The sequence below is a fragment of the Pseudomonas sp. C11 genome, assembly GCF_034683865.1.
Lineage (GTDB): Bacteria > Pseudomonadota > Gammaproteobacteria > Pseudomonadales > Pseudomonadaceae > Aquipseudomonas.
The window spans coordinates 526,603-551,699 of sequence record NZ_JAWIIP010000001.1; the positions used below are offsets into that span (position 1 = coordinate 526,603).

The window sequence follows — 25,097 nt, forward strand, 5'->3', positions numbered from 1 at the left end:
GCCTGATCGTTTTACCGCTGCGACAACGATGCCTGCCCTACCCTCGGCACGTTCGACCCTGGCGTGGATGTCGCAGGCAGAGTGACCAATGGCCATGTCGGCAGCTAAAAATGCTCCAAAGAAAAAGGCCACCCGAAGGTGGCCTTTCTCGATCAGCTAAGAACGCTTAGGCGTTCTTGGCTTCCCAACCGGTCAGCTCGGCCAGGGCCTTGCCGATGTCAGCCAGGGAACGCACGGTCTTCACACCGGCGTCTTGCAGGGCAGCGAACTTCTCGTCTGCAGTGCCTTTACCGCCGGAGATGATGGCGCCAGCGTGGCCCATGCGCTTGCCGGGCGGAGCGGTCACACCAGCGATGTAGGACACTACAGGCTTGGTGACGTTGGCCTTGATGAAGGCAGCCGCTTCTTCCTCGGCCGAACCACCGATTTCACCGATCATGACGATGGCTTCGGTTTTCGGGTCTTCCTGGAACAGCTTCAGGATGTCGATGAAGTTGGAGCCCGGGATGGGGTCACCGCCGATGCCCACGCAGGTGGACTGGCCGAAGCCGGCGTCGGTGGTCTGCTTCACGGCTTCATAGGTCAGGGTGCCCGAACGGGACACGATGCCGACTTTGCCTGGCAGGTGGATGTGACCCGGCATGATACCGATCTTGCACTCGCCGGGAGTGATCACGCCCGGGCAGTTCGGGCCGATCAGGCGTACGCCCAGCTCGTCGCACTTGACCTTGGCTTCCAGCATGTCGATGGTCGGAATGCCTTCGGTGATGCAGACGATCAGCTTGATACCGCCGTTGGCTGCTTCCAGGATCGAGTCCTTGCAGAACGGAGCCGGAACGTAGATGACCGAAGCGTCGGCGCCAGTGGCTTCAACGGCTTCTTTCACGGTGTTGAACACCGGCAGGCCCAGGTGAGTGGTGCCGCCCTTGCCCGGGGTCACGCCGCCAACCATCTTGGTGCCGTAGGCGATGGCTTGTTCGGAGTGGAAGGTACCTTGCGAGCCAGTGAAACCCTGGCAGATGACCTTGGTGTCTTTATTGATCAGGACGCTCATTACTTGCCCTCCGCAGCTTTGACGACTTGCTGAGCAGCGTCGGTCAGGCTGGTTGCCGCGATGATGTTCAGACCGCTTTCGGCCAGGACCTTGGCGCCCAGCTCAGCGTTGTTGCCTTCCAGACGGACGACGACCGGGATTTTCACGCCGACTTCTTTCACGGCGCCGATGATGCCTTCGGCAATCATGTCGCAACGAACGATGCCGCCGAAGATGTTCACCAGAACGGCAGCGACGTTGCTGTCGGACAGGATGATCTTGAACGCTTCGGTCACACGCTCTTTGGTCGCACCGCCGCCAACGTCGAGGAAGTTGGCCGGCTTGCCGCCGTGCAGGTTGACGATGTCCATGGTGCCCATGGCCAGGCCAGCGCCGTTGACCATGCAGCCGATATTGCCTTCCAGCGCAACGTAGTTCAGCTCCCACTTCTGCGCATGGGCTTCACGAGCGTCGTCCTGGGACGGGTCGTGCATGGCGCGCAGCTTGGGCTGACGGTACATGGCGTTGGAGTCGATGTTGATCTTGGCGTCCAGGCAGTGCAGGTTGCCGTCGGCCTTGATCACCAGCGGGTTCACTTCCAGCAGCGCCAGGTCGTAGTCCTGGAACAGCTTGGCCAGGCCCACGAAGATGTGGGTGAACTGCTTGATCTGATCGCCTTCCAGACCCAGTTGGAAAGCCAGTTCGCGACCCTGGTACGGCTGAGCGCCAACCAGCGGATCAACGGTGGCCTTGAGGATCTTCTCAGGGGTTTCGTGAGCCACTTTCTCGATGTCCACGCCACCTTCGGTGGACGCCATGAACACGATGCGACGGCTGGAGCGGTCAACGACGGCGCCCAGGTACAGTTCCTTGGCGATGTCGGTGCAGGATTCGACCAGGATTTTGCTGACCGGCTGACCGTTGGCGTCAGTCTGGTAGGTCACCAGACGCTTGCCCAGCCAGTTGGCGGCGAAGGCCTTGGCGTCTTCTTTGCTCTTGACCAGCTTTACGCCACCGGCTTTGCCGCGGCCACCAGCGTGGACCTGAGCCTTGACAACCCACTCGCTGCCACCGATTTTTTCGCAGGCTTCTGCGGCTTCTTCCGGGGTGTCTACCGCGAAGCCCTTGGATACGGGCAGGCCGTATTCAGCGAACAGCTGCTTACCCTGATACTCGTGAAGATTCATGCTTGTCTACCGTCTTCGTTTAGGTATTGCGCATTCGGCGCTGTACTTGTGATACCGCGCCACCTGTGACTGCCTGAGCAGTCCGCCGGGCGTTCCGCCGCGAGTCGAGCTCGACGCGGGCATCCCGACGTGGTTCTGCTTGCAAACACCACCGCTGTGAGGGGGCGATTACGCGACGCCCCGTCTACTCCAGTGGCTTACAACAACTCGAGTGGCCGAACAGGTCGGCCACTGCCACGCTTAGCGCTTCTTGCGGTTGGCGATGTGGATCGCGCCACCGTTCACGGCCAGGGCAGCTTCGTGCAGCGCCTCGGACAGCGTCGGGTGGGAGAAGACCATCATGCCCAGGTCTTCGGCGCTGGTACCGAATTCCATGCCGATCGCACCTTGCTGAACCAGTTCGGCAGCGCTCGGGCCGATCACGTGAACGCCCAGAACGCGGTCGGTATTGGCGTCAGCGATGACCTTGACCAGACCACCGGTGTCGTTGGCAGCCATGGCGCGACCGCTGGCAGCGAACGGGAAGGTACCGACGTTGACGGCAACGCCTTCGGCCTTCAGTTGCTGCTCGGTTTTGCCGACCCATGCGATTTCCGGATGGGTGTAGATCACCGACGGAACCAGGTCGTAGTTCATCTGGGCCTTGTGGCCAGCGATGCGCTCGGCAACCATCACGCCCTCTTCCGAGGCCTTGTGCGCGAGCATGGCGCCACGCACCACGTCACCCACGGCATAAACGCCCGGAACGCTGGTTTCGCACTGGTCGTTGACGTAGATATAGCCACGCTCGTCCAGGGTGACGCCACTGTCAGCAGCCAGCAGATCGGTGGTCACCGGGCGACGGCCGACAGCCACGATCAGCTTGTCGAACACCATCTTCTGCTCGCCGTTGGCGTCAGTGAAGGTAACGGTAACCTGCTTCTTCTTGACTTCGGTACCGGTAACGCGAGCACCCAGACGAATGTCCAGACCCTGCTTGGTCAGGGTCTTCTGGGCTTCCTTGGCGATCTGCTCGTCGGCAGCGGCAAGGAACTTGTCCATGGCTTCCAGTACGGTGACTTCGGAACCCAGGCGAGCCCAGACCGAACCCAGCTCCAGACCAATCACGCCAGCGCCGATGACGCCCAGCTTCTTCGGCACGCTCTGGAATTCCAGGGCGCCGGTGGAGTCGACGATCACGTCCTGATCGACCGGGGCCGGCGGGATTTCGACCGGCTTGGAACCGGAAGCGATGATCACGTGGGCGGCTTCAACCACTTCGGTCTTGCCGTCGGTGCCGGTGACTTCGACCTGCTTGCCAGCCAGCAGCTTGCCGTGGCCTTCCAGCAGGGTTACACCGTTGGCCTTGAACAGCGAGCCGATGCCGCCAGTCAGGTTCTTAACGATGGTGGCCTTGCGACCGATCATCGCCGGTACGTCGATGGTCACGCCCTTGGCTTCGATACCGTGTACGGCAAAGCCTTCTTTCGCTTCGTGGTACTTCCAGGAGCTGTCCAGCAGCGCCTTGGACGGAATGCAACCGACGTTCAGGCAGGTACCGCCGAGTGCGACCTTGCCGTCCTTGCCCTGGTACTTCTCGATGCAGGCGGTTTTGAGGCCGAGTTGGGCGGCCTTGATGGCGGCAACATAGCCGCCAGGGCCGGCACCGATGACTACCACGTCGAATTTCTGGGTCATAACTTTCTCCTAATCCTTAAGCGTCAAACGGCAAGCTGCAAGTCGGAGCTGAGCGCCCCGAACTCGCAGCTCACCGCTGATTTTTAGATGTCCAGCAGCAGGCGAGCCGGATCTTCGAGCAGGTTCTTGATGGTCACCAGGAACGTCACGGCTTCCTTACCATCGATCAGGCGGTGATCGTAAGACAGCGCCAGGTACATCATCGGGCGGATCACGACTTGGCCGTTGATCGCCATCGGGCGTTGGATGATGTTGTGCATGCCCAGAATGGCCGCTTGCGGCGGGTTGACGATCGGGGTCGACATCATCGAACCGAAGGTACCACCATTGGTGATGGTGAAGGTACCGCCGGTCATTTCCTCGATGGACAGCTTGCCGTCACGCGCTTTCTTGCCGAAGGTGGCGATGCCGTTTTCGATCTCGGCCAGGCTCATCAGCTCGGCGTTGCGCAGTACCGGAACCACCAGACCACGGTCGCTGGACACGGCAACACCGATGTCGGCATAGCCGTGGTAAACGATGTCGTTGCCGTCGATCGAGGCGTTGACTGCCGGGAAACGCTTCAGCGCTTCGGTGGCGGCCTTGACGAAGAAGGACATGAAGCCCAGGCGCACGCCGTTGTGGGACTTCTCGAACAGATCCTTGTACTTCGAACGCAGGGCCATGACTTCGGTCATGTCGACTTCGTTGAAGGTGGTCAGCATGGCCATGGAGGACTGAGCCTCGACCAGACGCTCGGCGATCTTGGCGCGCAGGCGGGTCATCGGCACACGCTTCTCAGTGCGGTCGCCAGTGGCAACGACCGGAGCGGCGGCGGCAGCAGCGGCCGGCTTGGCAGCGGCAGCTGGCGCGTTCTTCTTGGCTTCGACGGCAGCGACCACGTCTTCCTTGGTCACACGGCCACCTTTGCCGGTGCCGGCGATGCTGTTCGGGTCGATGCCGTTCTCTTCGGCGAGCTTGCGCGCGGCCGGCGAAAGAATGGCGTCGTCACCAGCAGCGGCGGCGGCCGGGGCAGCAGCTTGGGCCGGAGCGGCAGCAGCAGCCGGGGCGGCGGCCGGAGCAGCAGCGGCAGCGCCACCTTCGGTCAGCTTGCCGAGCAGTTCGTTGGAGAGAACGGTGTCGCCTTCGTTCTTGATGATTTCAGCCAGAACGCCGTCGGCCTCGGCCAGCACTTCGATCACGACCTTGTCGGTTTCGATGTCGACGATCAGCTCGTCACGCTTGACGGCTTCGCCCGGCTTCTTGTGCCAGGTGGCAACGGTGCCATCGGCAACCGATTCCGGGAAGGTTGGGGCTTTGATCTCGATAGCCATTGTGTGCGTTTCCTTAAATTCGGTTTAACCGGGAGGTGACATCTGCCACCTCCCGGATGAAGGCGTTAAACAGTAAAGGCGTCCTGCAGCAGTTTTTCCTGCTGCTCGGCGTGCATCGATGCGTAACCGCAAGCGGGGGCTGCAGACGCGTCGCGACCGGCGTACTCGAGGAACAGCGTCTTCTTGTGCGCGGAGGTGACACGACGCATGTGGTGCTGGCTGCAGTACCAGGCGCCCTGGTTCATCGGCTCTTCCTGGCACCAGACCACGTGCTTGAGGTTCTTGTACGGCGCCAGCGCTTCGGTCAGATCCTCTTCCGGGAACGGATAGAGCTGCTCGATACGCACGATGGCGGTATCTTCGCGGCCTTCGGCACGACGCTTCTCCAGCAGGTCGTAGTAGACCTTGCCGCTGCACAGGATCATGCGCTCGACCTTCTTCGGATCCAGCGAATCGATCTCGCCGATCACGGTCTGGAAGGAGCCTTCGGCCAGTTCTTCCAGGGTCGAGATAGCCAGCTTGTGACGCAGCAGCGACTTCGGCGTGAGCACCACCAGCGGCTTGCGCAGCGGGCGAATCACCTGACGACGCAGCATGTGGTAGACCTGAGCCGGAGTGGTCGGTACGCACACCTGCATGTTGTGCTCGGCGCACAGTTGCAGATAACGCTCCAGACGCGCCGAGCTGTGCTCAGGGCCCTGCCCTTCATAGCCATGCGGCAGCAGAACGGTCAGACCGCACAGACGGCCCCACTTGGTCTCGCCACTGGAAATGAACTGGTCGAATACCACCTGGGCACCGTTGGCGAAGTCGCCGAACTGGGCTTCCCAGATCACCAACGCGTTAGGCGTGGTAGTGGCGTAGCCGTATTCGAACGCCAGCACCGCTTCCTCGGAGAGGTAGGAGTCGTACAGTTCGAACTTCGGCTGACCGTCGTACAGGTTCTTCAGCGGAACGTAGGTCGAGGCATCCTTCTGGTTGTGCAGCACCGCGTGACGGTGCGAGAAGGTACCGCGGCCAATGTCCTGACCGGTCATACGGATCGGGTGTCCTTCGACCAGCAGCGTGGCATAGGCCATGGTCTCGGCGAAGCCCCAGTTGATCGGCAAGCCACCGGCGCCCATCTTCTGGCGATCTTCGAGGATCTTCGACACCTGACGCTGCACCAGGAAACCTTCCGGAATTTCAAGCAGCTTGGCGGACAGTTCCTGCAGGGTCTTCAGATCGAAGCGAGTGTCGTGACGCGCGGTCCAGGCATGGCCCAGGTAAGGACGCCAATCGACGAACAGCTCCTTGTTCGGCTCCTTGACCAGACTCTTGACCACGTGCTGACCGTTATCCAGGGCAGTACGGTAGTCGTCGATCTTGGCTTGCACAGCATCGCTGCTCAGCGCGCCGGCGGCGATCAGCGCGTCAGCGTAGAGTTCACGAGTGGTGCGCTGCTTGGCGATCTGCTGGTACATCAGCGGCTGGGTGCCGTTCGGCTCGTCGGCCTCGTTGTGACCACGACGACGGTAGCAAACCAGGTCAATGACCACGTCACGCTTGTACTGCATGCGGTAATCGACAGCCAGCTGGGTCACGAACAGCACGGCTTCCGGATCGTCACCATTCACATGGAAGATCGGCGCCTGGATCATCTTGGCCACGTCGGTGGCGTACTCGGTGGAGCGCGCATCCAGCGGGTTGCTGATGGTGAAACCAACCTGGTTGTTGATCACGATGTGGATGGTGCCACCCGTCTTGTAACCACGGGTCTGCGACATCTGGAAGGTTTCCATGACCACACCCTGACCAGCGAACGCCGCGTCACCGTGGATGGAAATCGGCAGTACCTTGTCGCCAGTGGCGTCACTGCGGCGATCCTGACGGGCACGCACGGAACCCTCGACCACCGGGGAAACGATTTCCAGGTGCGAAGGGTTGAACGCCAGCGCCAGATGCACTTCGCCGCCGGCGGTCATGACGTTGGACGAGAAGCCCTGGTGGTACTTCACGTCACCGGAGGACAGACCTTCGGTCTTCTTGCCTTCGAACTCGTCGAACAGGTCGCGCGGGTTCTTGCCGAAAGTGTTGACCAGTACGTTCAGACGGCCACGGTGGGCCATGCCGATGACGATTTCCTTGGTGCCGTAGGAGCCGGAACGCTGGATGATTTCGTCCAGCATCGGAATCAGGCTCTCGCCGCCTTCCAGACCGAAACGCTTGGTGCCCGGGTACTTGGTGCCCAGGTACTTTTCCAGGCCTTCGGCAGCGGTCACGCGCTCGAGCACGTGCGCCTGCACTTCGGCAGAAAACTGCGGACGACCGCGCACGCTTTCCAGGCGCTGGGCGAACCAGTTGCGCTGACCGGAATCGACGATGTGGGTGAACTCGGCGCCGATGGTGCGACAATATGTCTGCTGCAGCGCATCGCGAATTTCGCGTAGCGTTGCTTCTTCTTTGCCGATATACAGCTCGCCAGTACGGAAGGTGGTATCCAGATCGGCGTCGGTCAGACCATAGTGATTGATCGACAGATCGGAAGGTGCAGTGCGAACCCACAGCCCCAGCGGATCGAGCTGGGCAGCCTGATGACCACGCATGCGATAGGCCTGGATCAGGCGCAGCACTTCCACCTGCTTCTTCTCGTGCTCACTGCTGACCGCCCCGGCGGAAACCGGTTGAGCACGGCGCGAGTTCTTGGCGAGCAGGACGAAATGATCGCGAATGGTCGAGTGCGATACGTCCGTGGTGCCGCTGCCATCGGTCGGCAGCTTCTGGAAGTATGTGCGCCACTCTTCTGGCACAGCGTTGGGATCGTGCAGGTAGAGCTCATAGAGCTCTTCCACGTAGGCAGCGTTACCACCGGATAGGTGGGCGCTTTCCCACATGCGCTGCATCACGCTTTCTTGCATGCTTGGTCACCCTCGGTAAGGGGACACCACCGGCGTGGACGTCGCATGGTCTTACCAGAGTCCTGATTGTCGCGACTCGGATAAAGCCACTTCGGGTCCCGCAGATAGCCCGGGTACCAGCCCGGATGCCCCTGCTGGTCGTCATATTTTTCAAATATGAGCCACGGCTTTGTGAGCTGTGGCTCTGGCTTGTGCTGCATTACCGGCCGAAGCCGGTAATGCAGATGTTACAGGTAAAGCAACTTGCGAATCAGGTACCGCTCTGCAGCAGCATGTTGCGTACGTGACCGATGGCCTTGGTCGGGTTCAGACCCTTGGGGCACACGTTCACGCAGTTCATGATGCCGCGGCAGCGGAATACGCTGAACGGATCATCCAGCGACGCCAGACGGTCGGCAGTCTTGGTGTCACGGCTGTCGGCCAGGAAGCGGTAGGCCTGCAGCAATGCAGCGGGACCGAGGAACTTGTCCGGGTTCCACCAGAACGACGGGCAGCTGGTCGAGCAGCAGGCGCACAGGATGCACTCGTACAGACCATCGAGCTTCTCGCGATCTTCCGGGCTCTGCAGACGTTCGATGGCCGGAGCCGGGGTATCGTTCTGCAGGAACGGCTGCACCTTCTCGTACTGCTTGTAGAAGATGCTCATATCGACGACGAGGTCACGAATCACCGGCAGACCCGGCAGCGGGCGAATCACCAGCTTGCCGCCTTTCAGCCCCGCTGCGGACAGCGGAGTGATGCAGGCCAGGCCGTTCTTGCCGTTGATGTTCATGCCGTCGGAGCCGCAAACGCCTTCACGGCAGGAGCGACGATAGGAGAAACCCTCGTCCTGCTCCTTGATCAGCGCCAGCACGTCGAGAACCATGACGTCCTTGCCGCCGGTATCAACCTGGAAGTCCTGCATGAAGGGCGCAGCGTCCTTCTCCGGGTTATAGCGATAAACACTGACTTGCAACATATCGGTCACCCTTAATAAGTCCGAACCTTGGGTTCAAATGCCGGAACGGTCTTCGGCGCGAAGTTCACGTCACGCTTGGCTACGCGCTTCTCGCCCGGGAAGTAGAGCGAATGGCACAGCCAGTTCTGATCGTCGCGCTCCTCGAAGTCTTCGCGAGCGTGCGCACCGCGGGACTCTTTGCGAGCCTCGGCAGCCACAGCGGTCGCTTCGGCGACTTCGAGCAGGTTTTGCAGTTCCAGCGCCTCGATACGCGCAGTGTTGAACGCCTGGCTCTTGTCGGAGATTTTCACCTTGGCGATACGCTCGCGCAGGTCGGCCAGTTGTTGGATGCCCTTCTGCATGTACTCGCCAGTGCGGAACACGCCGAAGTAGTTTTGCATGCATTGCTGCAGCTCACGCTTGAGCGGAGCCACTTCTTCACCGGTGCTGCGCTCGTTGACACCAGCCAGACGGGCGAGCGACTGCTCGATGTCAGTTTCGCTGGCGCCACGGACTTCCACGCCCTCTTTCAGCGCCTTTTCCAGGTGCAGGCCAGCGGCGCGACCGAATACCACCAGGTCGAGCAGCGAGTTGCCACCCAGGCGGTTGGCACCGTGCACCGATACGCAAGCCACTTCACCTACGGCGAACAGACCTTCGATGATGGTGTCCTTGCCGTTGGCATCCTGAGTGATGGCCTGGCCATGAATGTTGGTGGCAACGCCGCCCATCATGTAGTGGCAGGTCGGGATGACCGGAATCGGCGCGACGACCGGATCGACGTGAGCGAAGGTCTTCGACAGTTCGCAGATACCCGGCAGGCGGCTGTGCAGCACTTCTTCACCGAGGTGATCGAGCTTGAGCAGCACGTGATCCTTGTTCGGACCAACACCGTTGCCGGCGATGACTTCCTTGACCATGGAACGTGCAACCACATCACGGCCGGCCAGGTCTTTGGCGTTCGGCGCGTAGCGCTCCATGAAACGCTCACCATGAGCGTTGATCAGGTAACCACCCTCACCACGGCAGCCTTCGGTAACCAGCACACCAGCGCCGGCGATGCCGGTCGGGTGGAACTGCCACATCTCGATGTCCTGCACCGGCACGCCGGCACGCAGGGCCATGCCCACGCCGTCACCGGTGTTGATCAGGGCGTTGGTGGTGGAGGCGTAGATACGGCCGGCACCGCCAGTGGCCAGAACCACGGCCTTGGAACGGATGTAGACGGTTTCGCCAGTCTCGATGCAGATGGCGATGATGCCGACGATGGCGCCATCCTGGTTCTTGACCAGATCGACCGCGTACCACTCGTTGAGGAACGAGGTACCAGCTTTCAGGTTGGCCTGGTACAGGGTGTGCAGCAGCGCGTGACCGGTACGGTCGGCAGCAGCGCAGGTACGGGCGGCCTGGGTCGGATTGTCCGGCCCCTTGGACTGACCACCGAACGGACGCTGATAGATGCGACCCTGCTCGGTACGGGAGAACGGCAAGCCCATGTGCTCGAGCTCGAACACGGCTTCCGGGCCGACGGAACACATGTACTCGATAGCGTCCTGGTCACCGATGTAATCGGAACCCTTGACGGTATCGTACATGTGCCAGCGCCAATCATCGTTCGGGTCGGCCGACGCGATGGCGCAGGTGATGCCACCCTGAGCGGAAACGGTGTGCGAACGAGTCGGGAACACCTTGGTGACCACGGCAGTCTTGTGACCGCCTTGAGCCAGCTGCAGCGCAGCGCGCATGCCGGCACCACCACCACCAACGATGATGGCGTCATAAGAAAGAGTACGGATGCTAGCCATGAATCAGAAACCCCACAGAATCTGCACGCCCCAGACGAAATACGCGAACATGGCGATGCCACACGCGGCCTGGAACAGGAAACGTACAACGGTAGCCGACTTGCCCAGCGCCATCGGCGTCAGGTAGTCAGTGGAGATGGTCCACATACCGACCCAGGCGTGAGCGCTCAGCGCCACCAGAGCCAGCAGACTGAAGATACGCATAGCAGTGTGCGAGAACAGGCCGTGCCATTCGGCGTAGCCCATGCCCGGATTACAGATTACATAGCCCAGCAGAAACAGCGTGTAAGCCGCGAGAACGACCGCGGAAACGCGTTGAGCCATCCAGTCATAGAGGCCCGAACGCGAGAAGTTCGTGACATTAGTTACCATATCCACACCCCCAGCAGCACGATCACGACCGCCGCAACGGCGATGACGATTTTAGAGCCCAGCTTGCCGCCTTCCAGCGTCTCGCCTACTCCGGCATCCATGATCAGATGGCGCACACCGGCCACCAGGTGGTACAGCAGAGCGGACAACAGACCCCAGATCACGAACTTGGCCAGCGGGCTGGTCAGGCACTCTTTCACCTGGGCGAAGCCCTCTTCGGAGGTCAGCGATTTGTCGAGGCCGAACAGCAGAATGGCGATACCGACAAAAAGGATGACACCGGAGATACGGTGAAGAATGGACGTGTAAGCGGTGATTGGGAGCTTGATAGTCCTAAGGTCTAGGTTTACAGGTCGTTGGCTATTCACGGCTTTTTATCACACTGAGAGCCCCTAAACTTCAGGGCAAAGTTGTTGGGAAGTGCACTGGTCAGGTACCCATCACCCAAGGAGTGACGACCGCTTTTATACGGCTATTAAGCCCCAGCGGTCGGGCGCAGAGTATAGACAGTTAGCAGACTAATGACAATGCAAAGGCCTCCCCCAAAAAGCGCATTGCAGCCCCGTTACAAATGGCGTAAATAGCGCCCTTTTTTCGCTAAAAATAGCGCCCAAACCCTTCTGCCACAGGGGTTTTCGCAAATTGACTTTCGGATTTATCCCACTATAGTGGTGCGGGCCCTGCGTGGGGGGCTGTCTGATGATTTCAAGCATAACTAGGAGGCCACACATGGCTGACAAAAAAGCGCAGTTGATCATCGAGGGCGCTGCCCCCGTAGACCTGCCTGTTCTGACCGGCACCGTTGGTCCCGATGTAATCGATGTGCGGGGCCTGACCGCCACGGGTCGGTTCACCTTCGATCCCGGCTTCATGTCGACCGCCTCTTGCGAGTCGAAGATCACCTATATCGACGGTGACAAGGGCATCCTGCTGCATCGCGGCTACCCCATCGAACAGCTTGCAGAAAAATCCGACTACCTGGAAACCTGCTACCTGCTGCTCAACGGCGAACTGCCGAGCAAGGAAGAAAAGGCCCAGTTCGTCAGCACCATCAAGAACCACACCATGGTTCACGAGCAGCTGAAGACCTTCTTCAACGGCTTCCGTCGCGATGCCCACCCGATGGCCATCATGTGTGGTGTGGTCGGCGCCCTGTCCGCCTTCTATCACGACTCGCTGGACATCAAGAATCCGAAGCATCGCGAAGTATCGGCCATGCGCCTGATCGCCAAGATGCCGACCATTGCTGCCATGGCTTACAAGTACTCCATGGGCCAACCCATGATGTACCCGCGTAACGACCTGAACTACGCGGAAAACTTCCTCCACATGATGTTCAACACCCCGGCCGAGACCAAGGCGATCAGCCCGGTACTGGCCAAGGCGATGGACAAGATCTTCATCCTCCACGCCGACCACGAGCAGAACGCCTCCACCTCCACCGTGCGCCTGGCAGGCTCCTCGGGCGCCAACCCGTTCGCCTGTATCGCAGCCGGTATCGCTGCCCTCTGGGGCCCGGCACACGGCGGCGCCAACGAAGCGGTGCTGACCATGCTCGACGAGATCGGCAGCGTGGAGAACATCGACAAGTTCGTGGCCAAGGCCAAGGACAAGGACGATCCGTTCAAGCTGATGGGCTTCGGCCACCGCGTCTACAAGAACTTCGACCCGCGCGCCAAGGTCATGAAGCAGACCTGCGACGAAGTACTGGCCGAACTGGGCATCAACGACCCACAACTGGAACTGGCGATGAAGCTGGAAGAGATCGCGCGCAACGATCCTTACTTCAAGGAGCGCAACCTCTACCCGAACGTGGACTTCTACTCGGGCATCATCCTCAAGGCCATCGGCATCCCGACCTCGATGTTCACCGTGATCTTCGCCCTGGCGCGCACCGTCGGCTGGATCTCGCACTGGAAGGAAATGCTCTCCGGCCCGTACAAGATTGGCCGTCCGCGCCAGCTGTACACTGGTTACGAGCAACGCGACCTGCCGGACGATCGCGGCTGATCGCCACGCTGGATCGAAAAAGGCTGCCAATGGCAGCCTTTTTCTTTTTAACTCAGTTCGCCTGCGCCTGGCTACGCAGCGCCTTCAACGTCTGCAGGGGCGCATCCACCACGAAGCTGTTGGCCAGCCAGGAAGGCACGCTGCCGCCCGGCTCGGTGTGCACTTCGTAAATCACCTCGACCTCGCCGTTACCCAGCGGGCGCAAATTCCATTGCCCGTCCACGCGACGCACACGGACGAAGTCCTTGTCCTCTGGCAGACGCTCCGGCGCCGCTTTTAGCAATCGCGTCACGCTGCCATCTGCCGCCTTCTGCGTGGTGACCTCGAGTATCGAATCACGCGCCTTGACCGGCCAAGGCATATCGAAACGCGTATAGACCCAACCGTGCCCGCCATCACTCTCCAGCAAGCGTTGCGACTGGCAGCTGTAGATCCAGGTGCAGGACTGCGCGACATCCTCCTGCAGGGCCAGCAGGCGAGAAATATCGCTCTTGATCTTCACTACGCCGCGATAGGCCTTGTATTTGGAACCCGGCACCTCCGCCAGGTAGACCTGCACGCCCTCTTCTTCCCGTTCGAGCTTCCAGGGCCGCTCGGCCGCCTGGACACTCGTGACGCCCAGCAACACAGCCAGGGCTGCGATACGAACCTTTTTCATGCCAACTCCCAGAGTGCTTTTCGCTTCAGACCACCCACGAATGAATCAGGTTCAGAGGGCTCAGGCCGTCGCCTGCTCAAGCCAGCCAATCATGCGCAAGGCGCTCTCGCGACTGTCGCCACACACGGCCTCGTCAGCACGAAACCCCGAACACACTGCAGGCCGCTCCGGCAGCCCGAACAGGGCGCAGAGATGCTCGGCAGACAAATGAATGCAGCGCACCCCCGCCGGCTTGCCCGCTGGCATACCGGGGATCGGCGAACTGATGGAAGGAGCGATGCAGCAGGCACCGCAACCTGCACGGCAATCCATGAAAAGCACCTCGACAGACGAAACGAACGGCGGCGATATTAGCGCCTGTCGAGGCCCGGCAGTAGGGTCAGCGATCGCGCTGCAGGCGCGCGATCAGGCTAGACGTATCCCAGCGCCCGCCACCCATGCCCTGTACGTCGGCATAGAACTGATCGACCAGCGCCGTCACGGGCAACTGCGCACCGTTGCGCCGCGACTCTTCGAGCAGAATCGACAAATCCTTGCGCATCCAGTCGACCGCAAAGCCAAAGTCGAACTCGCCCTCGAGCATGGTCTTGTAGCGATTTTCCATCTGCCAGGACTGCGCCGCGCCCTTGCTGATCACCTCGACCACGGCCTGACCGTCAAGCCCGGCACACTGGGCGAAGTTGAGCGCCTCGGCCAACCCCTGCACCAGACCGGCAATGCAGATCTGATTGACCATCTTGGTCAGTTGCCCGCTACCGGCTGGCCCCATCAGGCGCATCATCCGCGCATAGGCCTGGATCACCGGCTCGGCCCTGGCGTAAACCTGCGCCTCGCCACCGACCATGATGGTCAGCACGCCATTGACCGCCCCGGCCTGCCCACCGGATACCGGCGCATCGAGAAAGCCCAGCCCGCGCTCGCTGGCGATATCCGCCAGCTCACGTGCCACGTCGGCGGAAGCCGTAGTGTGGTCGACGAAGATCGCTCCCGCAGCCATACCGGCATACGCGCCGTCGCCCCCCAGCACCACGCTACGCAAGTCGTCATCATTGCCCACGCAGCACATCACCAGCTCGGCGCCCTGCACAGCCTCGCGCGGTGTCGGCGCGCTGCTGCCCTGGTACTCGCCCAACCATTGCTCGGCCTTGGCCGGCGAGCGGTTGTAGACCGTTACCTGATGACCGTTGCGCGCCAGGTGGCCGGCCATCGGGTAGCCCATTACCCCCAGCCCGAGAAATGCAACCTTCGCCATACACACCTCCTCTGATACACAGGCGCCAGAGCCTACACGCCGTTTGCCGACAGCGAAAAGCTTTTCCATACTGCCGTACCGCGACGCACGGCCCGAACCGCAAAGGAGCGCCCATGGGACATTGGCTGGTCATCGATCTGGAAGCCACCACCGACGAGGGTGGCTGGCCGCTGGAAGAGATGGAGATCATCGAGATCGGCGCCACACTGGTAACAACCGATGGCCATGAGTGCGATCACTTTCAGCGCTTCATTCGCCCACAACGCCGCCCCTGCCTGACCGATTTTTGCCGTGAGCTGACCCATATCACCCAGAACGACATCGACTCCGCCGCGCCGCTGCCGCAGGTCTGGGCGCAGTTCGAGCGCTGGCTGGGCCAGCATGCCCCTCGCCTGGTCGGCTGGAGTAGCTGGGGCGATTACGACCGCCGCCAGTTGCTGCGCGAGTGGCAACAGCATGATCTGCGCAGCCTGCTCAGTGACACGCCACACCTGAACCTCAAGCAGGCCTTCGCCAGGGCGCGCCAACTGGCCCGCCCCGTCGGCCTGCATGGCGCACTGCAACTGGCCGGCCTGCAGTTCCAGGGCCAGCAGCATCGCGCCCTGATGGACGCCCGCAACACGGCGCGTCTACTGCCCCTGGTGCTGCCCATCAAAGGGTGATGACGGCGCCAGAGCGCTTGGGCATACTGTCGGGCCTTTTCCAGCCCAGCGACGAGCGGTGCGTGAGCGCTGCCGTCGACTTCGCGGCCCCTTTCGTCCCTTTTCCGAGGAATCGCAGATGTTCAAGGTCAACGAATACTTCGACGGCACCGTCAAATCCATCGGCTTCGCCATGGCCGAAGGCCCTGCCACCATCGGCGTGATGGCGCCGGGCGAATACGAATTCGGCACCAGCCAGCTGGAAGTGATGCATGTCGTAGCCGGCGCCCTGACCGTGAAGCTGCCGGGTAGCGACGCGTGGGACACCTTCGAAGCCGGCAGCCAGTTCACCGTACCGGCGAACAGCAAGTTCCAGCTGAAAGTTGCCGTCGATACCGCCTACCTCTGCGAATACCGCTAAGCCTTAGCGCGCTGTGAAGAACCGGCCCCCAGCGGCCGGTTTTTTCTTTCAACCACCAGCATCAGGACAGCCTCATGCCCCGCACCACCCTGTTCGCCCCCATCGCCCTGCTGGTGGTGGCCATGATGTCGATCCAGAGTGGCGCGTCGCTGGCAAAGCACCTCTTCCCGCTGGTGGGCGCCGAGGGCACGACAGCCCTACGCCTGGTGCTGGGCGCGATCATCCTGTCACTGGTGATGCAGCCCTGGCGTGCGCGCCTGGATCTGCGCAAGTGTCACGCGCTGGTTGCCTATGGCCTGTCCCTGGGCGGGATGAACCTGCTGTTCTACATGTCGTTGCAGAGCATCCCGCTGGGCATCGCGGTGGCACTGGAATTCACCGGCCCGCTGGCGCTGGCGCTGTTTTCTTCGCGTCGGCTGCTGGATTTCGTCTGGGTCATTCTGGCCATCGCAGGCCTGTGGCTGCTGCTGCCAACCGGTGCCACGCAGAGCGCCATCGATCCGCTGGGCGCGGCATTGGCACTCGGGGCCGGCGTCTGCTGGTCGCTGTACATCATCTTTGGGCAGAAGGCCGGCGCCGCGCATGGCCGCCATACGGTAGCACTCGGTACCTGGGTCGCGGCCCTGCTGGTGCTACCGATTGGCGCCTGGCATGCGGGCAGCGGCCTGCTCAACGTCGACCTGCTGCCCATCGCCCTCGGCGTGGCGGTCTTGTCCTCGGCGCTGCCCTACAGCCTGGAGATGGTCGCCCTCACCCGCCTGCCAGCACGCACCTTCAGCGTGCTGATGAGCCTGGAACCGGCCATTGCCGCACTTTGCGGCCTGGCGTTTCTCGGGGAAAAGCTGCTCTGGGGGCAGTGGCTGGCCGTGGGCGCGATCATCGTCGCTTCAGCGGGCGCCGCCGCGACCATCCGCCCTCAACACTGATCAGCCATTCTGGCCGAATTGCAGCTCGGCCAGGCGCGCATACAGGGGGCTCAGCGTCAGCAGTTCGGCATGCTTGCCAATGGCAGCCAGACGCCCCTGCTCGATCACGGCAATGCGATCAGCCTGCTTCACCGTGGCCAGACGATGGGCAATCACCAGCGTCGTGCGCCCGGCCATTAGCCCCGGCAGCGCCTGCTGGATCAAGTGCTCACTCTCGGCATCCAGTGCGCTGGTGGCTTCGTCGAGCAGCAGGATTGGCGCATCGGCGAGCAAGGCCCGGGCAATCGCCAGGCGCTGACGCTGCCCGCCCGACAACCCCAGCCCGGCGTCGCCCAGATGAGTCTGGTAGCCCTGCGGCAGGCGCTGGATGAATTCATGCGCATGCGCCGCCCGCGCAGCTGCCTCGACCTCTGCCTGGGTGGCATCCAGACGCCCATAGCGGATGTTGTCCTCGACGCTGCCAAAGAACAGCGCCGGGTTCTGCGAGACCAGCGCAAAGCAGCTGCGCAGCTCACGTGGATCGAGCTGGTCGATGGGCACACCGTCGACGAGGATGCGCCCGGCCTGCGGATCGAAGAAGCGCAGCAGCAGATCGAACAGGGTCGACTTGCCCGCCCCGGAAGGGCCGACCAGCGCCAGCGTCTCGCCAGCCGCCACCTGCAAGTCGATGCCATCGATGGCATTGCTGTCAGGACGTGATGGATAGGCGAAGCGCACCTGCTGCAACGCCAGGCTGCCCTTCAGCGGCTTCGACAAGTGCTGCGGCTGTTCTGGCGCGACGATGTCACTGCGCGCGCGCAGTAATTCGCCGATACGCTCGGCTGCCCCCGCCGCGCGTTGCAGTTCGCCGATTACTTCGCTGAGGGTTCCGAAGGACGAACCAACGATCAGTGCATAGAACACGAAGGCCGCCAGTTCGCCGCCGGAAATGCGCCCGGCGATCACATCCATGCCGCCCACCCAGAGCATCACGCCAACGGCGCCCAGCACCAGCACGATGACCACGGTAACCAGCCAGGCACGCTGGGCGATGCGCTTGCGCGCCACCTCGAATGCCGCCTCGGCGGAATCGGCGAAGCGGCGTTTATCCTCGTCCTGATGGTTGTAGGCCTGCACGGTCTTGATCTGCGCCAGGGCCTCGCCCACGTAGCTGCCAACGTCTGCGACACGATCCTGGCTCTGCCGCGACAGAGACCGCACGCGGCGTCCGAACAGCAGAATCGGCGCCACCACCAGCGGCAGCGCCACCAGCACGATGCCGCTGAGCTTGGCATTGGTGACCACCAGCAACACGCTGCCGCCGATCAGCATGATCAGGTTGCGCAGGGCCATCGACAGCGACGAGCCGATCACCGATTGCAGCAGCGTGGTATCGGCCGTGAGCCGCGACTGGATTTCCGAGCTGCGGTTGTTCTCGTAAAAGCCAGGGTGCAACTCGATCAGATGATCGAAGACGTGGCGGCGGATATCGGCCACCACCCGCTCCCCAATCCAGGACACCAGGTAGAAGCGCGAATAGGTGCCGAACGCCAAGGCCAGCACCAGCACGAAAAACAGCACCAGCGAATGCTGCAGCGCCTGCGGCGATTGTGTGGCCAGCCCCTGATCCACCAGCAGCTTGATGCCCTGGCCCATGGACAGGGTGATCGCCGCCGTGAACAGCAAGGCCAGCAGCGCGCCCAGCACGCGACCGCGATAAGGGGCGATGAAACGCCAGGACAGGCGCAAGGCGCCGCGCTGGCGGGAAGAAAGCATCGATGCCATGACAGGCCTCAGGAGTCTGCTGCGGAGGGCGCCCCGGCCAACCAGGCCACCGCGCAGAGCGCCAGCGCAGCCAGGTTGGTCGAAAGCGGGTTGAACGCCTGGATCAACAGATGGGGACTCAGCAGCACGACATCAAGCAGCAGCGCCAGCAATACTGCGCCGGCCAGCAGCAACGGCCAACGCTGTCGCCACATCGCCAGCAGCGCGACACCCAGGAGAACTTCGGCGGCGCCACCGACGGCCGCGATCAATGGCGGCGCGAACAGAGGATGATCCGGCAAGCCGTGGGCCGCGATCATCGCCACCTCATCCGGGCTCAGCCAGAGAATCTTCGGCACCAGGCCATGCCAGATGAACACCGCCGCCAGCGCCAGGCGGGCGAGCCAGGCGATGCGCAGCAGGCGCGCATCAGTCATGCAGAAAACGCTCGGCGTGATCGGCAGTGGGCAACAGGCAGACCGCGTGGCGACCGAACAAGCGATAGCGATTCAGCGCGATGCGGTCATAACACCAATCACGCAGCGGGCGCGGTATCAGGCGCAGCCAGGCCAACACCCACCAAGGCTGGGGCAAACGGGCCAGGATACGCAGCAAGGCGGTGGAGCGCACATGCAGGCCCGCCTCGTCGACCAGCGCCATGGTGTCAAAATGATCGGTCGGCAAGCCATACCAGGCTAGCAATGCCTGCCCTTGCGGCGACTGCACCGAGGCCAGGCGGAATTGACGCTGCCCATCGTGGCGAATCAGGAACTTAGCCCAGCCATTGCAGAGCTTGCAGACGCCATCGAACAACACGACGCGCTCGCCAGCCGCGAGCCCAGGTGGTAATGGATCAGTCATGCGCGGCCTCCATCTGCTGAGCAAGCGGGCGGTAATGCCCGGTGATGGTGTAAGCGAATAGGAGGTCCTCCTCCTGCGTACCGCGCCCGATGTTGTGCAATATCAGCGGAACGCCAGCGGACGACTGGCGATCACTGACGATACCGATATGGGTCAGACCGCGCCCCAGATCCCAGGTGACGATATCACCCGCGCGATAGGCCGAAACCTCCCGGCTGGCAGGCTGCGACCAGCCCTGGCGCTTGAACCAGGTCATCAGGTTAGGCACACGACGGTGGTCGATATTGCTATCCGGGCGGCTCAGCCCCCAGTGCTTCGGGTACAGGGCGAAATGAGCGCGCATGTCGCGATGCACCGCCTCCTGCAGATCCAGGCCCTGCTGGCGCAGCGCGCGGATCACAACATCGGTGCATACACCGGTGGTCTGCGACACGTCGCCACCGGGGTAGCTCAGACGGCGATAGACGGGGTCATAGCTCAGGGTCACCCCGACCTGCTTGCGCGCATCCAGCACCAGCTTATCCACCTCGATGGCCTGCGCGGCAAATGCCAGCAGGCCCAGCAGCGTAGCGACGATGATCCGCATCGCGACCTCCTATCGACTCAGGGGATAAAGCAATTCTTCCTTGTAGCCCGCCCAGACCTTTACCGCATCCGGGAAGGCATCATCCAGGCTCACGTCACCGCTGTCGACCAGCAGCGGCCGCCCTTCCAGCGTCCCCAGCTTGCGCTTGGTGGCGACCACCCGCAGGCGCTCCAGGCCGACGGCGCGCAGCACACGCGGGCTGATCTGCTGATTGCCACGGCCGATGATATGCCCCTGGCCGCCGATGGCAGTGACCAGCAGGTAACTCGGATGCCCGTCGACCAGCGCGAACAGCTCGGCTTCGGTGACATCGCGGGCGATTACCTGCCCCTCTTCAATCACATCGACGCCCAGCAGCGTGGTGTCCAGCCCCAGGTTCTGCGCCAGGCCGTGCAGGGTCGAGCCTGGGCCGAACACATAGCGCACTCCCGGTTCCCACTCGCTTTCCAGCCAGGCCGCCAGATCGGCCAGCACCAGCTCCTCGGACTCCATACCGCCCTGCTTGACCGCCTGCACGTAACCGCCCTCCTGCGGCACGCACAGCTCGCCATACCAGCGCGCCGTGACGCGACCGTCGCGCAGGGCGGCCTCATCGATATCACGCACCTCGCCACTGGCCAGACGCACCAGACCGCCTTCGACCAGTCGTACGGTCAGCTCACCCGCCGCGCGCGGGCTGATGGCGTAGACCCCGGACTGGATCTTCACGCCGGCCGGAATCCCCAGTACCGGCTGCCCTTCACGGATGGCCGCGCAGACATCGCGCGCCGTGCCGTCGCCGCCGGCGAACAGAATCAGCGCGACACCCGCTTCCTGCAGTTGAACGACGGCACGCCGCGTATCCTCGGCCGTGGTAGCGCCTTGCGCCACATCCCACAGCAATCGATGGGAAAACCCCATCTGCGCCAACAGATCACCGCCCATGGCGCCGGGATAACTGATGAACTCGATACGCTCCTGCAGCGCCAGCAAGGGCTGCAGCGCTGTACGCGTGCGCTCGGCCGCTTTCGGCTCGACACCCAGCGCCAGTGCCTGCTCGGCCATGCCATCGCTACCCTTGAGCGCAGCGGGGCCGCCCAGGCCAGCGAGTGGGTTGATGATCAGACCTATACGAAAACGCGACATGCATTCCTCGACGAAGACGGCTGGCACGCCGCCTGCTTGTATCCCAGTGCGATGACCAACGTGACGGTTTTCCGTACCGGCGTTGTCACCGCGCGTTCATCCAGCGCCTCTAGACTGGGCGCAGAGTAGACCGATGAGGAGACAGGCCATGAGCTTGCACGACACTGCCAAACCGAACACGCCCCGCCAACAGCCGGTACCGGTGGGCGGTTTTATCATCGATGCGCAGGGGCGCGAAGTGCCGATCACCGAAGAGATGATCCAACACGCCTGCCAGGCACTCGAACAAAACCACCAGAGCCAGCCCGAGCGCCGCTAATCCACCTGCCGGGCCGCCGTATCTGGCGGCCCGCATGCCCTCACTCGCGCGGCACCAGCTTCAGCGACACGGAGTTGATGCAGTAGCGCATCCCCGTCGGCCTCGGCCCATCGGGAAAGACATGCCCCAGGTGCGCGTCGCACTTGGCGCACTTGACCTCGATGCGATGCATGCCATGGCTGAAGTCATCCAGCTCACGAATCACGCCCTCACTGATTGGCTGGAAATAGCTCGGCCAGCCGCTGCCGGAGTCGTACTTGCTATCGGAATCGAACAGCGCCTCGCCGCAGCAGGCGCAGTGATAGACACCAGGCACCTTGCTGTCGTGATATTCGCCACTGAACGGGCGTTCCGTACCGCCCAGGCGGCAGACATGGAACTGCTCCTGCGAGAGTTCCTCGCGCCAGGAATCCAGGGGTTTATCGAGCTTGTCCACGGACTGCATGCCTCCTCATCGAAAACCAGACGGCAGTTAGGCGCGGCGCGCTGCAGAGATGACCGCTCCGCCCACAACCGACCGCACAACCACTGAAAAAAGCCGGGCCGGCACCTTTGCCGCACCCAGGCTGACACGTATGATTCGAGCCCAGTCTGTCACCCGTATTACAGGCTGCCAAGGTTCGCTCAGGCGATACTTTTGCGGCGTGCGTCAGCGGGTTCTCCATCGATCGGGATTTCTCACATGCAGGTCAGCAAATCGAACAAGCTCGCCAACGTCTGCTACGACATTCGTGGGCCGGTGCTCAAGCACGCCAAGCGTCTGGAAGAGGAAGGCCATCGCATCCTCAAGCTGAACATCGGCAACCCGGCGCCGTTCGGTTTCGAGGCACCGGAAGAAATCCTTCAGGACGTCATCCGCAACCTGCCCACTGCGCAAGGCTACAGCGACTCCAAAGGGCTGTTCAGCGCGCGCAAGGCGGTGATGCAGTACTACCAGCAGAAGCAGGTCGAAGGCGTTGGCATCGAGGACATCTACCTCGGTAACGGCGTCTCCGAGCTGATCGTCATGGCCATGCAGGCACTGCTCAACAACGGTGACGAAGTATTGATCCCGGCGCCCGACTACCCGCTGTGGACGGCTGCCGTGGCGCTGTCCGGCGGCAAGCCGGTGCACTACCTGTGCGACGAGCAGGCCGGCTGGTTCCCCGACATCGCCGACATGCGCGCCAAGATCACGCCGAACACAAAAGCCCTGGTGCTGATCAACCCGAACAACCCCACCGGCGCGGTGTACTCCAAGGAAGTGCTGCAGGACATCGTCGAACTGGCGCGCCAGCACAACCTGGTGATCTTCTCCGACGAGATCTACGACAAGATCCTCTACGACGAAGCCGTGCACATCAGCACCGCTTCGCTGGCCCCGGACGTGCTGTGCCTGACCTTCAACGGCCTGTCCAAGAGCTACCGAGTGGCCGGTTTCCGCTCCGGCTGGGTGGCCATCTCCGGGCCCAAGCACAAGGCGCAGAGCTATATCGAAGGCCTGGACATCCTGGCCAACATGCGCCTGTGCGCCAACGTGCCGAGCCAGCATGCGATCCAGACCGCACTCGGCGGCTACCAGAGCATCAACGACCTGGTGCTGCCCAACGGTCGCCTGCTGGAGCAGCGCAACCGCACCTGGGAACTGCTCAACGATATTCCTGGCGTCAGTTGCGTCAAACCCATGGGCGCGCTGTACGCCTTCCCGAAGATCGACCCGAAGGTCTGCCCGATCCACAACGATGAAAAGTTCGTGCTCGACCTGCTGCTTTCCGAGAAGCTGCTGATCGTCCAGGGCACCGCCTTCAACTGGCCATGGCCGGATCACTTCCGCGTCGTCACCCTGCCCCGCGTCGACGACCTGGAGCAAGCCATCGGCCGCATCGGCAACTTCCTCAAAGGTTACAGCCAGTAAGCCGACATGGATCTGCAGATAGACGACTTCTACAAGGACGCGGCCAGCGGCCTGCTCATGCTCTACCAGGCCTTCCCGCGCAAGATGGCGCTGTACGTGGAAGACCTGATCGGGCGCGAGGAGCCGGATGAGTTCGGCCTACCCAGCAAGCGCCACCAGGCCTGCCTGGGCGCGCTGTTATGGCTGGCCGAGGAAGGTTATCTGCGTTTCGAGTCGACCATCGCTTACGACGCGCTGGATCAGGCAGTGCTCAGCGAGAAGGGTTTTCTGCGCCTGTCGCGCAGCGTGCCCCACGCACTTCCCGAAGGGGAACCCCTGCCGCCCAGCGTACGTCGCGTGCACGCCACCCTGGCCTTCCAACTGCGTGAAGCACTGGCCCGCCAACATGGGGAACGCATTGCCCGCCTGACCCGTCTACTGTTCGAAAGCCAAGCGGCGCAGCCAAGCGACATAGTTTGAAATAGTCGCTGGTTGAAAGCCCCATGGGGGCGCCCTTATATAGCCGGCATTACTCGTACGTCTTTCCCGTGAGGAGTCCGTTCACACCATGATGCGCATTATGTTGTTCCTGGCCACCAACCTGGCGGTGCTGATCATCGCCAGCATCACCCTCAAACTGCTGGGGGTCGATCGGTTTACCGGCCAGAACCATGGCAGCCTGCTGATCTTCTGCGCCGTGTTCGGTTTCGCCGGCTCGCTGGTGTCGCTGTTCCTGTCCAAGTGGATGGCGAAGATGAGCACCGGCACACAGATCATCACCCAGCCGCGCACCCGCCACGAACAGTGGCTGCTGCAAACCGTCGAGGAGCTGTCCCGCGAAGCCGGTATCAAGATGCCGGAAGTCGGTATCTTCCCGGCCTACGAGTCCAACGCCTTCGCCACCGGCTGGAACAAGAACGACGCGCTGGTCGCCGTCAGCCAGGGCCTGCTCGAGCGCTTCTCTCCCGATGAAGTGCGCGCGGTGCTGGCCCACGAGATCGGCCACGTAGCCAATGGCGACATGGTCACTCTGGCGCTGATCCAGGGCGTGGTGAACACCTTCGTCATGTTCTTCGCGCGCATCTTCGGCAACTTCGTCGACAAGGCGATCCTGAAGAACGAGGAAGGCCACGGCATCGGCTACTTCGTCGCGACCATCTTCGCCGAGCTGGTACTGGGCATCCTGGCCAGCATCATCGTCATGTGGTTCTCGCGCAAACGCGAGTTCAAGGCCGACGAAGCCGGCGCCCAACTGGCCGGTACTGGTGCGATGATCGCCGCTCTGCAGCGCCTGCGCGCCGAACAGGGCGTGCCGGTACAGATGCCGGACAGCCTGACCGCCTTCGGTATCAATGGCGGCCTGAAGAACGGCCTGGCCGGCCTGCTGATGAGCCACCCGCCGCTGGAAGAGCGGATCGAGGCGCTACGCCGCCGCGGCTGACAGCAATCGATATGAAAAAG

General features: G+C 62.3%; 26 protein-coding genes. 8 read left to right on the top strand and 18 right to left on the bottom strand.

The genetic code is table 11. The annotated features are described in order from the left end of the window. Positions 1 to 166: 166 nt before the first annotated feature. From sucD to sdhC, 9 genes are all read right to left on the bottom strand, one after another. Positions 167 to 1,054 (bottom strand): succinate--CoA ligase subunit alpha, encoded by an 888-nt coding sequence (sucD, locus tag VC352_RS02325; RefSeq protein ID WP_322977962.1) that lies wholly within the window; start codon positions 1,052 to 1,054, stop codon positions 167 to 169. Further along, entirely contained in the window at positions 1,054 to 2,220 is a 1,167-nt protein-coding gene (sucC, locus tag VC352_RS02330; protein WP_322977963.1) for an ADP-forming succinate--CoA ligase subunit beta, read from the bottom strand. The genes sucD and sucC overlap by 1 nt, the downstream gene beginning before the upstream one ends. A gap of 240 nt (positions 2,221 to 2,460) precedes the next feature. Further along, the gene (gene lpdA, locus VC352_RS02335; RefSeq protein WP_322977964.1) at positions 2,461 to 3,897 is read right to left on the bottom strand and encodes a dihydrolipoyl dehydrogenase; all 1,437 of its coding nucleotides are present in this window, start codon (positions 3,895 to 3,897) and stop codon (positions 2,461 to 2,463) included. A gap of 83 nt (positions 3,898 to 3,980) precedes the next feature. Beyond that, on the bottom strand, positions 3,981 to 5,210 hold the full coding sequence (odhB, locus tag VC352_RS02340; protein WP_322977965.1) for a 2-oxoglutarate dehydrogenase complex dihydrolipoyllysine-residue succinyltransferase: 1,230 nt from the start codon (positions 5,208 to 5,210) through the stop codon (positions 3,981 to 3,983). A 65-nt stretch (positions 5,211 to 5,275) separates the two neighbouring features. Further along, complete coding sequence (locus VC352_RS02345; protein WP_322977966.1) at positions 5,276 to 8,107, bottom strand: 2-oxoglutarate dehydrogenase E1 component; 2,832 nt, start codon at positions 8,105 to 8,107, stop codon at positions 5,276 to 5,278. Positions 8,108 to 8,357: 250 nt separating this feature from the next. Next, the gene (locus VC352_RS02350) at positions 8,358 to 9,065 is read right to left on the bottom strand and encodes a succinate dehydrogenase iron-sulfur subunit (RefSeq protein WP_322977967.1); all 708 of its coding nucleotides are present in this window, start codon (positions 9,063 to 9,065) and stop codon (positions 8,358 to 8,360) included. A gap of 11 nt (positions 9,066 to 9,076) precedes the next feature. After that, positions 9,077 to 10,849 carry a succinate dehydrogenase flavoprotein subunit gene (gene sdhA / locus VC352_RS02355; RefSeq protein ID WP_159971346.1) on the bottom strand — a complete coding sequence of 591 codons (1,773 nt, stop codon included), beginning with the start codon at positions 10,847 to 10,849 and terminating at the stop codon, positions 9,077 to 9,079. Between the two features lie 3 nt (positions 10,850 to 10,852). Beyond that, positions 10,853 to 11,221, bottom strand: a complete 369-nt coding sequence (sdhD, locus tag VC352_RS02360; RefSeq protein WP_159971347.1) for a succinate dehydrogenase, hydrophobic membrane anchor protein — start codon at positions 11,219 to 11,221, stop codon at positions 10,853 to 10,855. Further along, positions 11,215 to 11,589 (bottom strand): succinate dehydrogenase, cytochrome b556 subunit, encoded by a 375-nt coding sequence (sdhC, locus tag VC352_RS02365; protein WP_322977968.1) that lies wholly within the window; start codon positions 11,587 to 11,589, stop codon positions 11,215 to 11,217. Before sdhC ends, sdhD begins: the two co-directional genes overlap by 7 nt. A gap of 361 nt (positions 11,590 to 11,950) precedes the next feature. Here sdhC and gltA point away from each other — a divergent pair, with 361 nt between their 5' ends. Then, positions 11,951 to 13,231 carry a citrate synthase gene (gene gltA, locus VC352_RS02370; RefSeq protein WP_322977969.1) on the top strand — a complete coding sequence of 427 codons (1,281 nt, stop codon included), beginning with the start codon at positions 11,951 to 11,953 and terminating at the stop codon, positions 13,229 to 13,231. 52 nt (positions 13,232 to 13,283) lie between these two features. On the opposite strand, the gene VC352_RS02375 is transcribed toward gltA, so the two are convergent. The 3 genes from VC352_RS02375 to VC352_RS02385 all read right to left on the bottom strand — a co-directional run bounded on the left by VC352_RS02375 (position 13,284) and on the right by VC352_RS02385 (position 15,141). Beyond that, a complete protein-coding gene (locus VC352_RS02375) occupies positions 13,284 to 13,889 on the bottom strand; it encodes an START domain-containing protein (RefSeq protein WP_322977970.1) in 606 nt (201 codons plus the stop codon). Positions 13,890 to 13,949: 60 nt separating this feature from the next. Next, complete coding sequence (locus tag VC352_RS02380; RefSeq protein ID WP_322977971.1) at positions 13,950 to 14,201, bottom strand: YkgJ family cysteine cluster protein; 252 nt, start codon at positions 14,199 to 14,201, stop codon at positions 13,950 to 13,952. Positions 14,202 to 14,268: 67 nt separating this feature from the next. Further along, on the bottom strand, positions 14,269 to 15,141 hold the full coding sequence (locus VC352_RS02385; RefSeq protein WP_322977972.1) for an NAD(P)-dependent oxidoreductase: 873 nt from the start codon (positions 15,139 to 15,141) through the stop codon (positions 14,269 to 14,271). A gap of 113 nt (positions 15,142 to 15,254) precedes the next feature. Here VC352_RS02385 and VC352_RS02390 point away from each other — a divergent pair, with 113 nt between their 5' ends. The 3 genes from VC352_RS02390 to rhtA all read left to right on the top strand — a co-directional run bounded on the left by VC352_RS02390 (position 15,255) and on the right by rhtA (position 17,129). After that, positions 15,255 to 15,803, top strand: a complete 549-nt coding sequence (locus tag VC352_RS02390) for an exonuclease domain-containing protein (protein WP_322977973.1) — start codon at positions 15,255 to 15,257, stop codon at positions 15,801 to 15,803. 118 nt (positions 15,804 to 15,921) lie between these two features. Further along, entirely contained in the window at positions 15,922 to 16,203 is a 282-nt protein-coding gene (locus VC352_RS02395; RefSeq protein ID WP_322977974.1) for a pyrimidine/purine nucleoside phosphorylase, read from the top strand. Positions 16,204 to 16,277: 74 nt separating this feature from the next. Next, the gene (gene rhtA, locus VC352_RS02400) at positions 16,278 to 17,129 is read left to right on the top strand and encodes a threonine/homoserine exporter RhtA (protein ID WP_322977975.1); all 852 of its coding nucleotides are present in this window, start codon (positions 16,278 to 16,280) and stop codon (positions 17,127 to 17,129) included. Here rhtA and VC352_RS02405 read toward each other — a convergent pair whose 3' ends face one another. The 5 genes from VC352_RS02405 to VC352_RS02425 are packed head-to-tail and all read right to left on the bottom strand — an operon-like array spanning position 17,130 to position 21,444. Beyond that, positions 17,130 to 18,893, bottom strand: coding sequence for an ABC transporter transmembrane domain-containing protein (locus VC352_RS02405; RefSeq protein WP_322977976.1), 1,764 nt, complete (start codon positions 18,891 to 18,893; stop codon positions 17,130 to 17,132). 8 nt (positions 18,894 to 18,901) lie between these two features. Continuing rightward, entirely contained in the window at positions 18,902 to 19,309 is a 408-nt protein-coding gene (locus VC352_RS02410) for a DoxX-like family protein (protein ID WP_322977977.1), read from the bottom strand. Then, complete coding sequence (locus VC352_RS02415) at positions 19,302 to 19,733, bottom strand: thiol-disulfide oxidoreductase DCC family protein (RefSeq protein ID WP_322977978.1); 432 nt, start codon at positions 19,731 to 19,733, stop codon at positions 19,302 to 19,304. The genes VC352_RS02410 and VC352_RS02415 overlap by 8 nt, the downstream gene beginning before the upstream one ends. After that, on the bottom strand, positions 19,726 to 20,319 hold the full coding sequence (locus VC352_RS02420) for a DUF1287 domain-containing protein (protein ID WP_322977979.1): 594 nt from the start codon (positions 20,317 to 20,319) through the stop codon (positions 19,726 to 19,728). Before VC352_RS02420 ends, VC352_RS02415 begins: the two co-directional genes overlap by 8 nt. Before the next feature lie 9 nt (positions 20,320 to 20,328). Then, positions 20,329 to 21,444, bottom strand: coding sequence for an ATP-NAD kinase family protein (locus VC352_RS02425; RefSeq protein WP_322977980.1), 1,116 nt, complete (start codon positions 21,442 to 21,444; stop codon positions 20,329 to 20,331). 148 nt (positions 21,445 to 21,592) lie between these two features. Here VC352_RS02425 and VC352_RS02430 point away from each other — a divergent pair, with 148 nt between their 5' ends. Further along, positions 21,593 to 21,763 (top strand): PA1571 family protein, encoded by a 171-nt coding sequence (locus tag VC352_RS02430; protein WP_322977981.1) that lies wholly within the window; start codon positions 21,593 to 21,595, stop codon positions 21,761 to 21,763. 40 nt (positions 21,764 to 21,803) lie between these two features. Here VC352_RS02430 and msrB read toward each other — a convergent pair whose 3' ends face one another. After that, on the bottom strand, positions 21,804 to 22,199 hold the full coding sequence (msrB, locus tag VC352_RS02435) for a peptide-methionine (R)-S-oxide reductase MsrB (protein WP_322977982.1): 396 nt from the start codon (positions 22,197 to 22,199) through the stop codon (positions 21,804 to 21,806). A gap of 246 nt (positions 22,200 to 22,445) precedes the next feature. On the opposite strand from msrB, the gene VC352_RS02440 reads away from it, so the two are divergent. The 3 genes from VC352_RS02440 to htpX all read left to right on the top strand — a co-directional run bounded on the left by VC352_RS02440 (position 22,446) and on the right by htpX (position 25,077). Then, a complete protein-coding gene (locus VC352_RS02440; protein WP_322977983.1) occupies positions 22,446 to 23,657 on the top strand; it encodes a pyridoxal phosphate-dependent aminotransferase in 1,212 nt (403 codons plus the stop codon). A gap of 6 nt (positions 23,658 to 23,663) precedes the next feature. Next, on the top strand, positions 23,664 to 24,116 hold the full coding sequence (locus tag VC352_RS02445; protein WP_322977984.1) for a hypothetical protein: 453 nt from the start codon (positions 23,664 to 23,666) through the stop codon (positions 24,114 to 24,116). An 88-nt stretch (positions 24,117 to 24,204) separates the two neighbouring features. Beyond that, complete coding sequence (htpX, locus tag VC352_RS02450) at positions 24,205 to 25,077, top strand: protease HtpX (RefSeq protein WP_322977985.1); 873 nt, start codon at positions 24,205 to 24,207, stop codon at positions 25,075 to 25,077. Positions 25,078 to 25,097 lie beyond the last annotated feature (20 nt).

Coding starts and splice junctions, on each gene's coding strand:
- VC352_RS02410 (WP_322977977.1), bottom strand. CDS start 19,309: ATGACTGATGCGCGCCTGCTGCGCATCGCCTGGCTCGCCCGCCTGGCG.
- VC352_RS02425 (WP_322977980.1), bottom strand. CDS start 21,444: ATGTCGCGTTTTCGTATAGGTCTGATCATCAACCCACTCGCTGGCCTG.
- VC352_RS02430 (WP_322977981.1), top strand. CDS start 21,593: ATGAGCTTGCACGACACTGCCAAACCGAACACGCCCCGCCAACAGCCG.
- VC352_RS02345 (WP_322977966.1), bottom strand. CDS start 8,107: ATGCAAGAAAGCGTGATGCAGCGCATGTGGGAAAGCGCCCACCTATCC.
- VC352_RS02390 (WP_322977973.1), top strand. CDS start 15,255: ATGGGACATTGGCTGGTCATCGATCTGGAAGCCACCACCGACGAGGGT.
- VC352_RS02375 (WP_322977970.1), bottom strand. CDS start 13,889: ATGAAAAAGGTTCGTATCGCAGCCCTGGCTGTGTTGCTGGGCGTCACG.
- sucC (WP_322977963.1), bottom strand. CDS start 2,220: ATGAATCTTCACGAGTATCAGGGTAAGCAGCTGTTCGCTGAATACGGC.
- htpX (WP_322977985.1), top strand. CDS start 24,205: ATGATGCGCATTATGTTGTTCCTGGCCACCAACCTGGCGGTGCTGATC.
- VC352_RS02385 (WP_322977972.1), bottom strand. CDS start 15,141: ATGGCGAAGGTTGCATTTCTCGGGCTGGGGGTAATGGGCTACCCGATG.
- sucD (WP_322977962.1), bottom strand. CDS start 1,054: ATGAGCGTCCTGATCAATAAAGACACCAAGGTCATCTGCCAGGGTTTC.
- VC352_RS02405 (WP_322977976.1), bottom strand. CDS start 18,893: ATGGCATCGATGCTTTCTTCCCGCCAGCGCGGCGCCTTGCGCCTGTCC.
- VC352_RS02380 (WP_322977971.1), bottom strand. CDS start 14,201: ATGGATTGCCGTGCAGGTTGCGGTGCCTGCTGCATCGCTCCTTCCATC.
- VC352_RS02395 (WP_322977974.1), top strand. CDS start 15,922: ATGTTCAAGGTCAACGAATACTTCGACGGCACCGTCAAATCCATCGGC.
- odhB (WP_322977965.1), bottom strand. CDS start 5,210: ATGGCTATCGAGATCAAAGCCCCAACCTTCCCGGAATCGGTTGCCGAT.
- VC352_RS02445 (WP_322977984.1), top strand. CDS start 23,664: ATGGATCTGCAGATAGACGACTTCTACAAGGACGCGGCCAGCGGCCTG.
- VC352_RS02420 (WP_322977979.1), bottom strand. CDS start 20,319: ATGCGGATCATCGTCGCTACGCTGCTGGGCCTGCTGGCATTTGCCGCG.
- sdhA (WP_159971346.1), bottom strand. CDS start 10,849: ATGGCTAGCATCCGTACTCTTTCTTATGACGCCATCATCGTTGGTGGT.
- sdhD (WP_159971347.1), bottom strand. CDS start 11,221: ATGGTAACTAATGTCACGAACTTCTCGCGTTCGGGCCTCTATGACTGG.
- rhtA (WP_322977975.1), top strand. CDS start 16,278: ATGCCCCGCACCACCCTGTTCGCCCCCATCGCCCTGCTGGTGGTGGCC.
- VC352_RS02440 (WP_322977983.1), top strand. CDS start 22,446: ATGCAGGTCAGCAAATCGAACAAGCTCGCCAACGTCTGCTACGACATT.
- gltA (WP_322977969.1), top strand. CDS start 11,951: ATGGCTGACAAAAAAGCGCAGTTGATCATCGAGGGCGCTGCCCCCGTA.
- VC352_RS02415 (WP_322977978.1), bottom strand. CDS start 19,733: ATGACTGATCCATTACCACCTGGGCTCGCGGCTGGCGAGCGCGTCGTG.
- lpdA (WP_322977964.1), bottom strand. CDS start 3,897: ATGACCCAGAAATTCGACGTGGTAGTCATCGGTGCCGGCCCTGGCGGC.
- VC352_RS02350 (WP_322977967.1), bottom strand. CDS start 9,065: ATGTTGCAAGTCAGTGTTTATCGCTATAACCCGGAGAAGGACGCTGCG.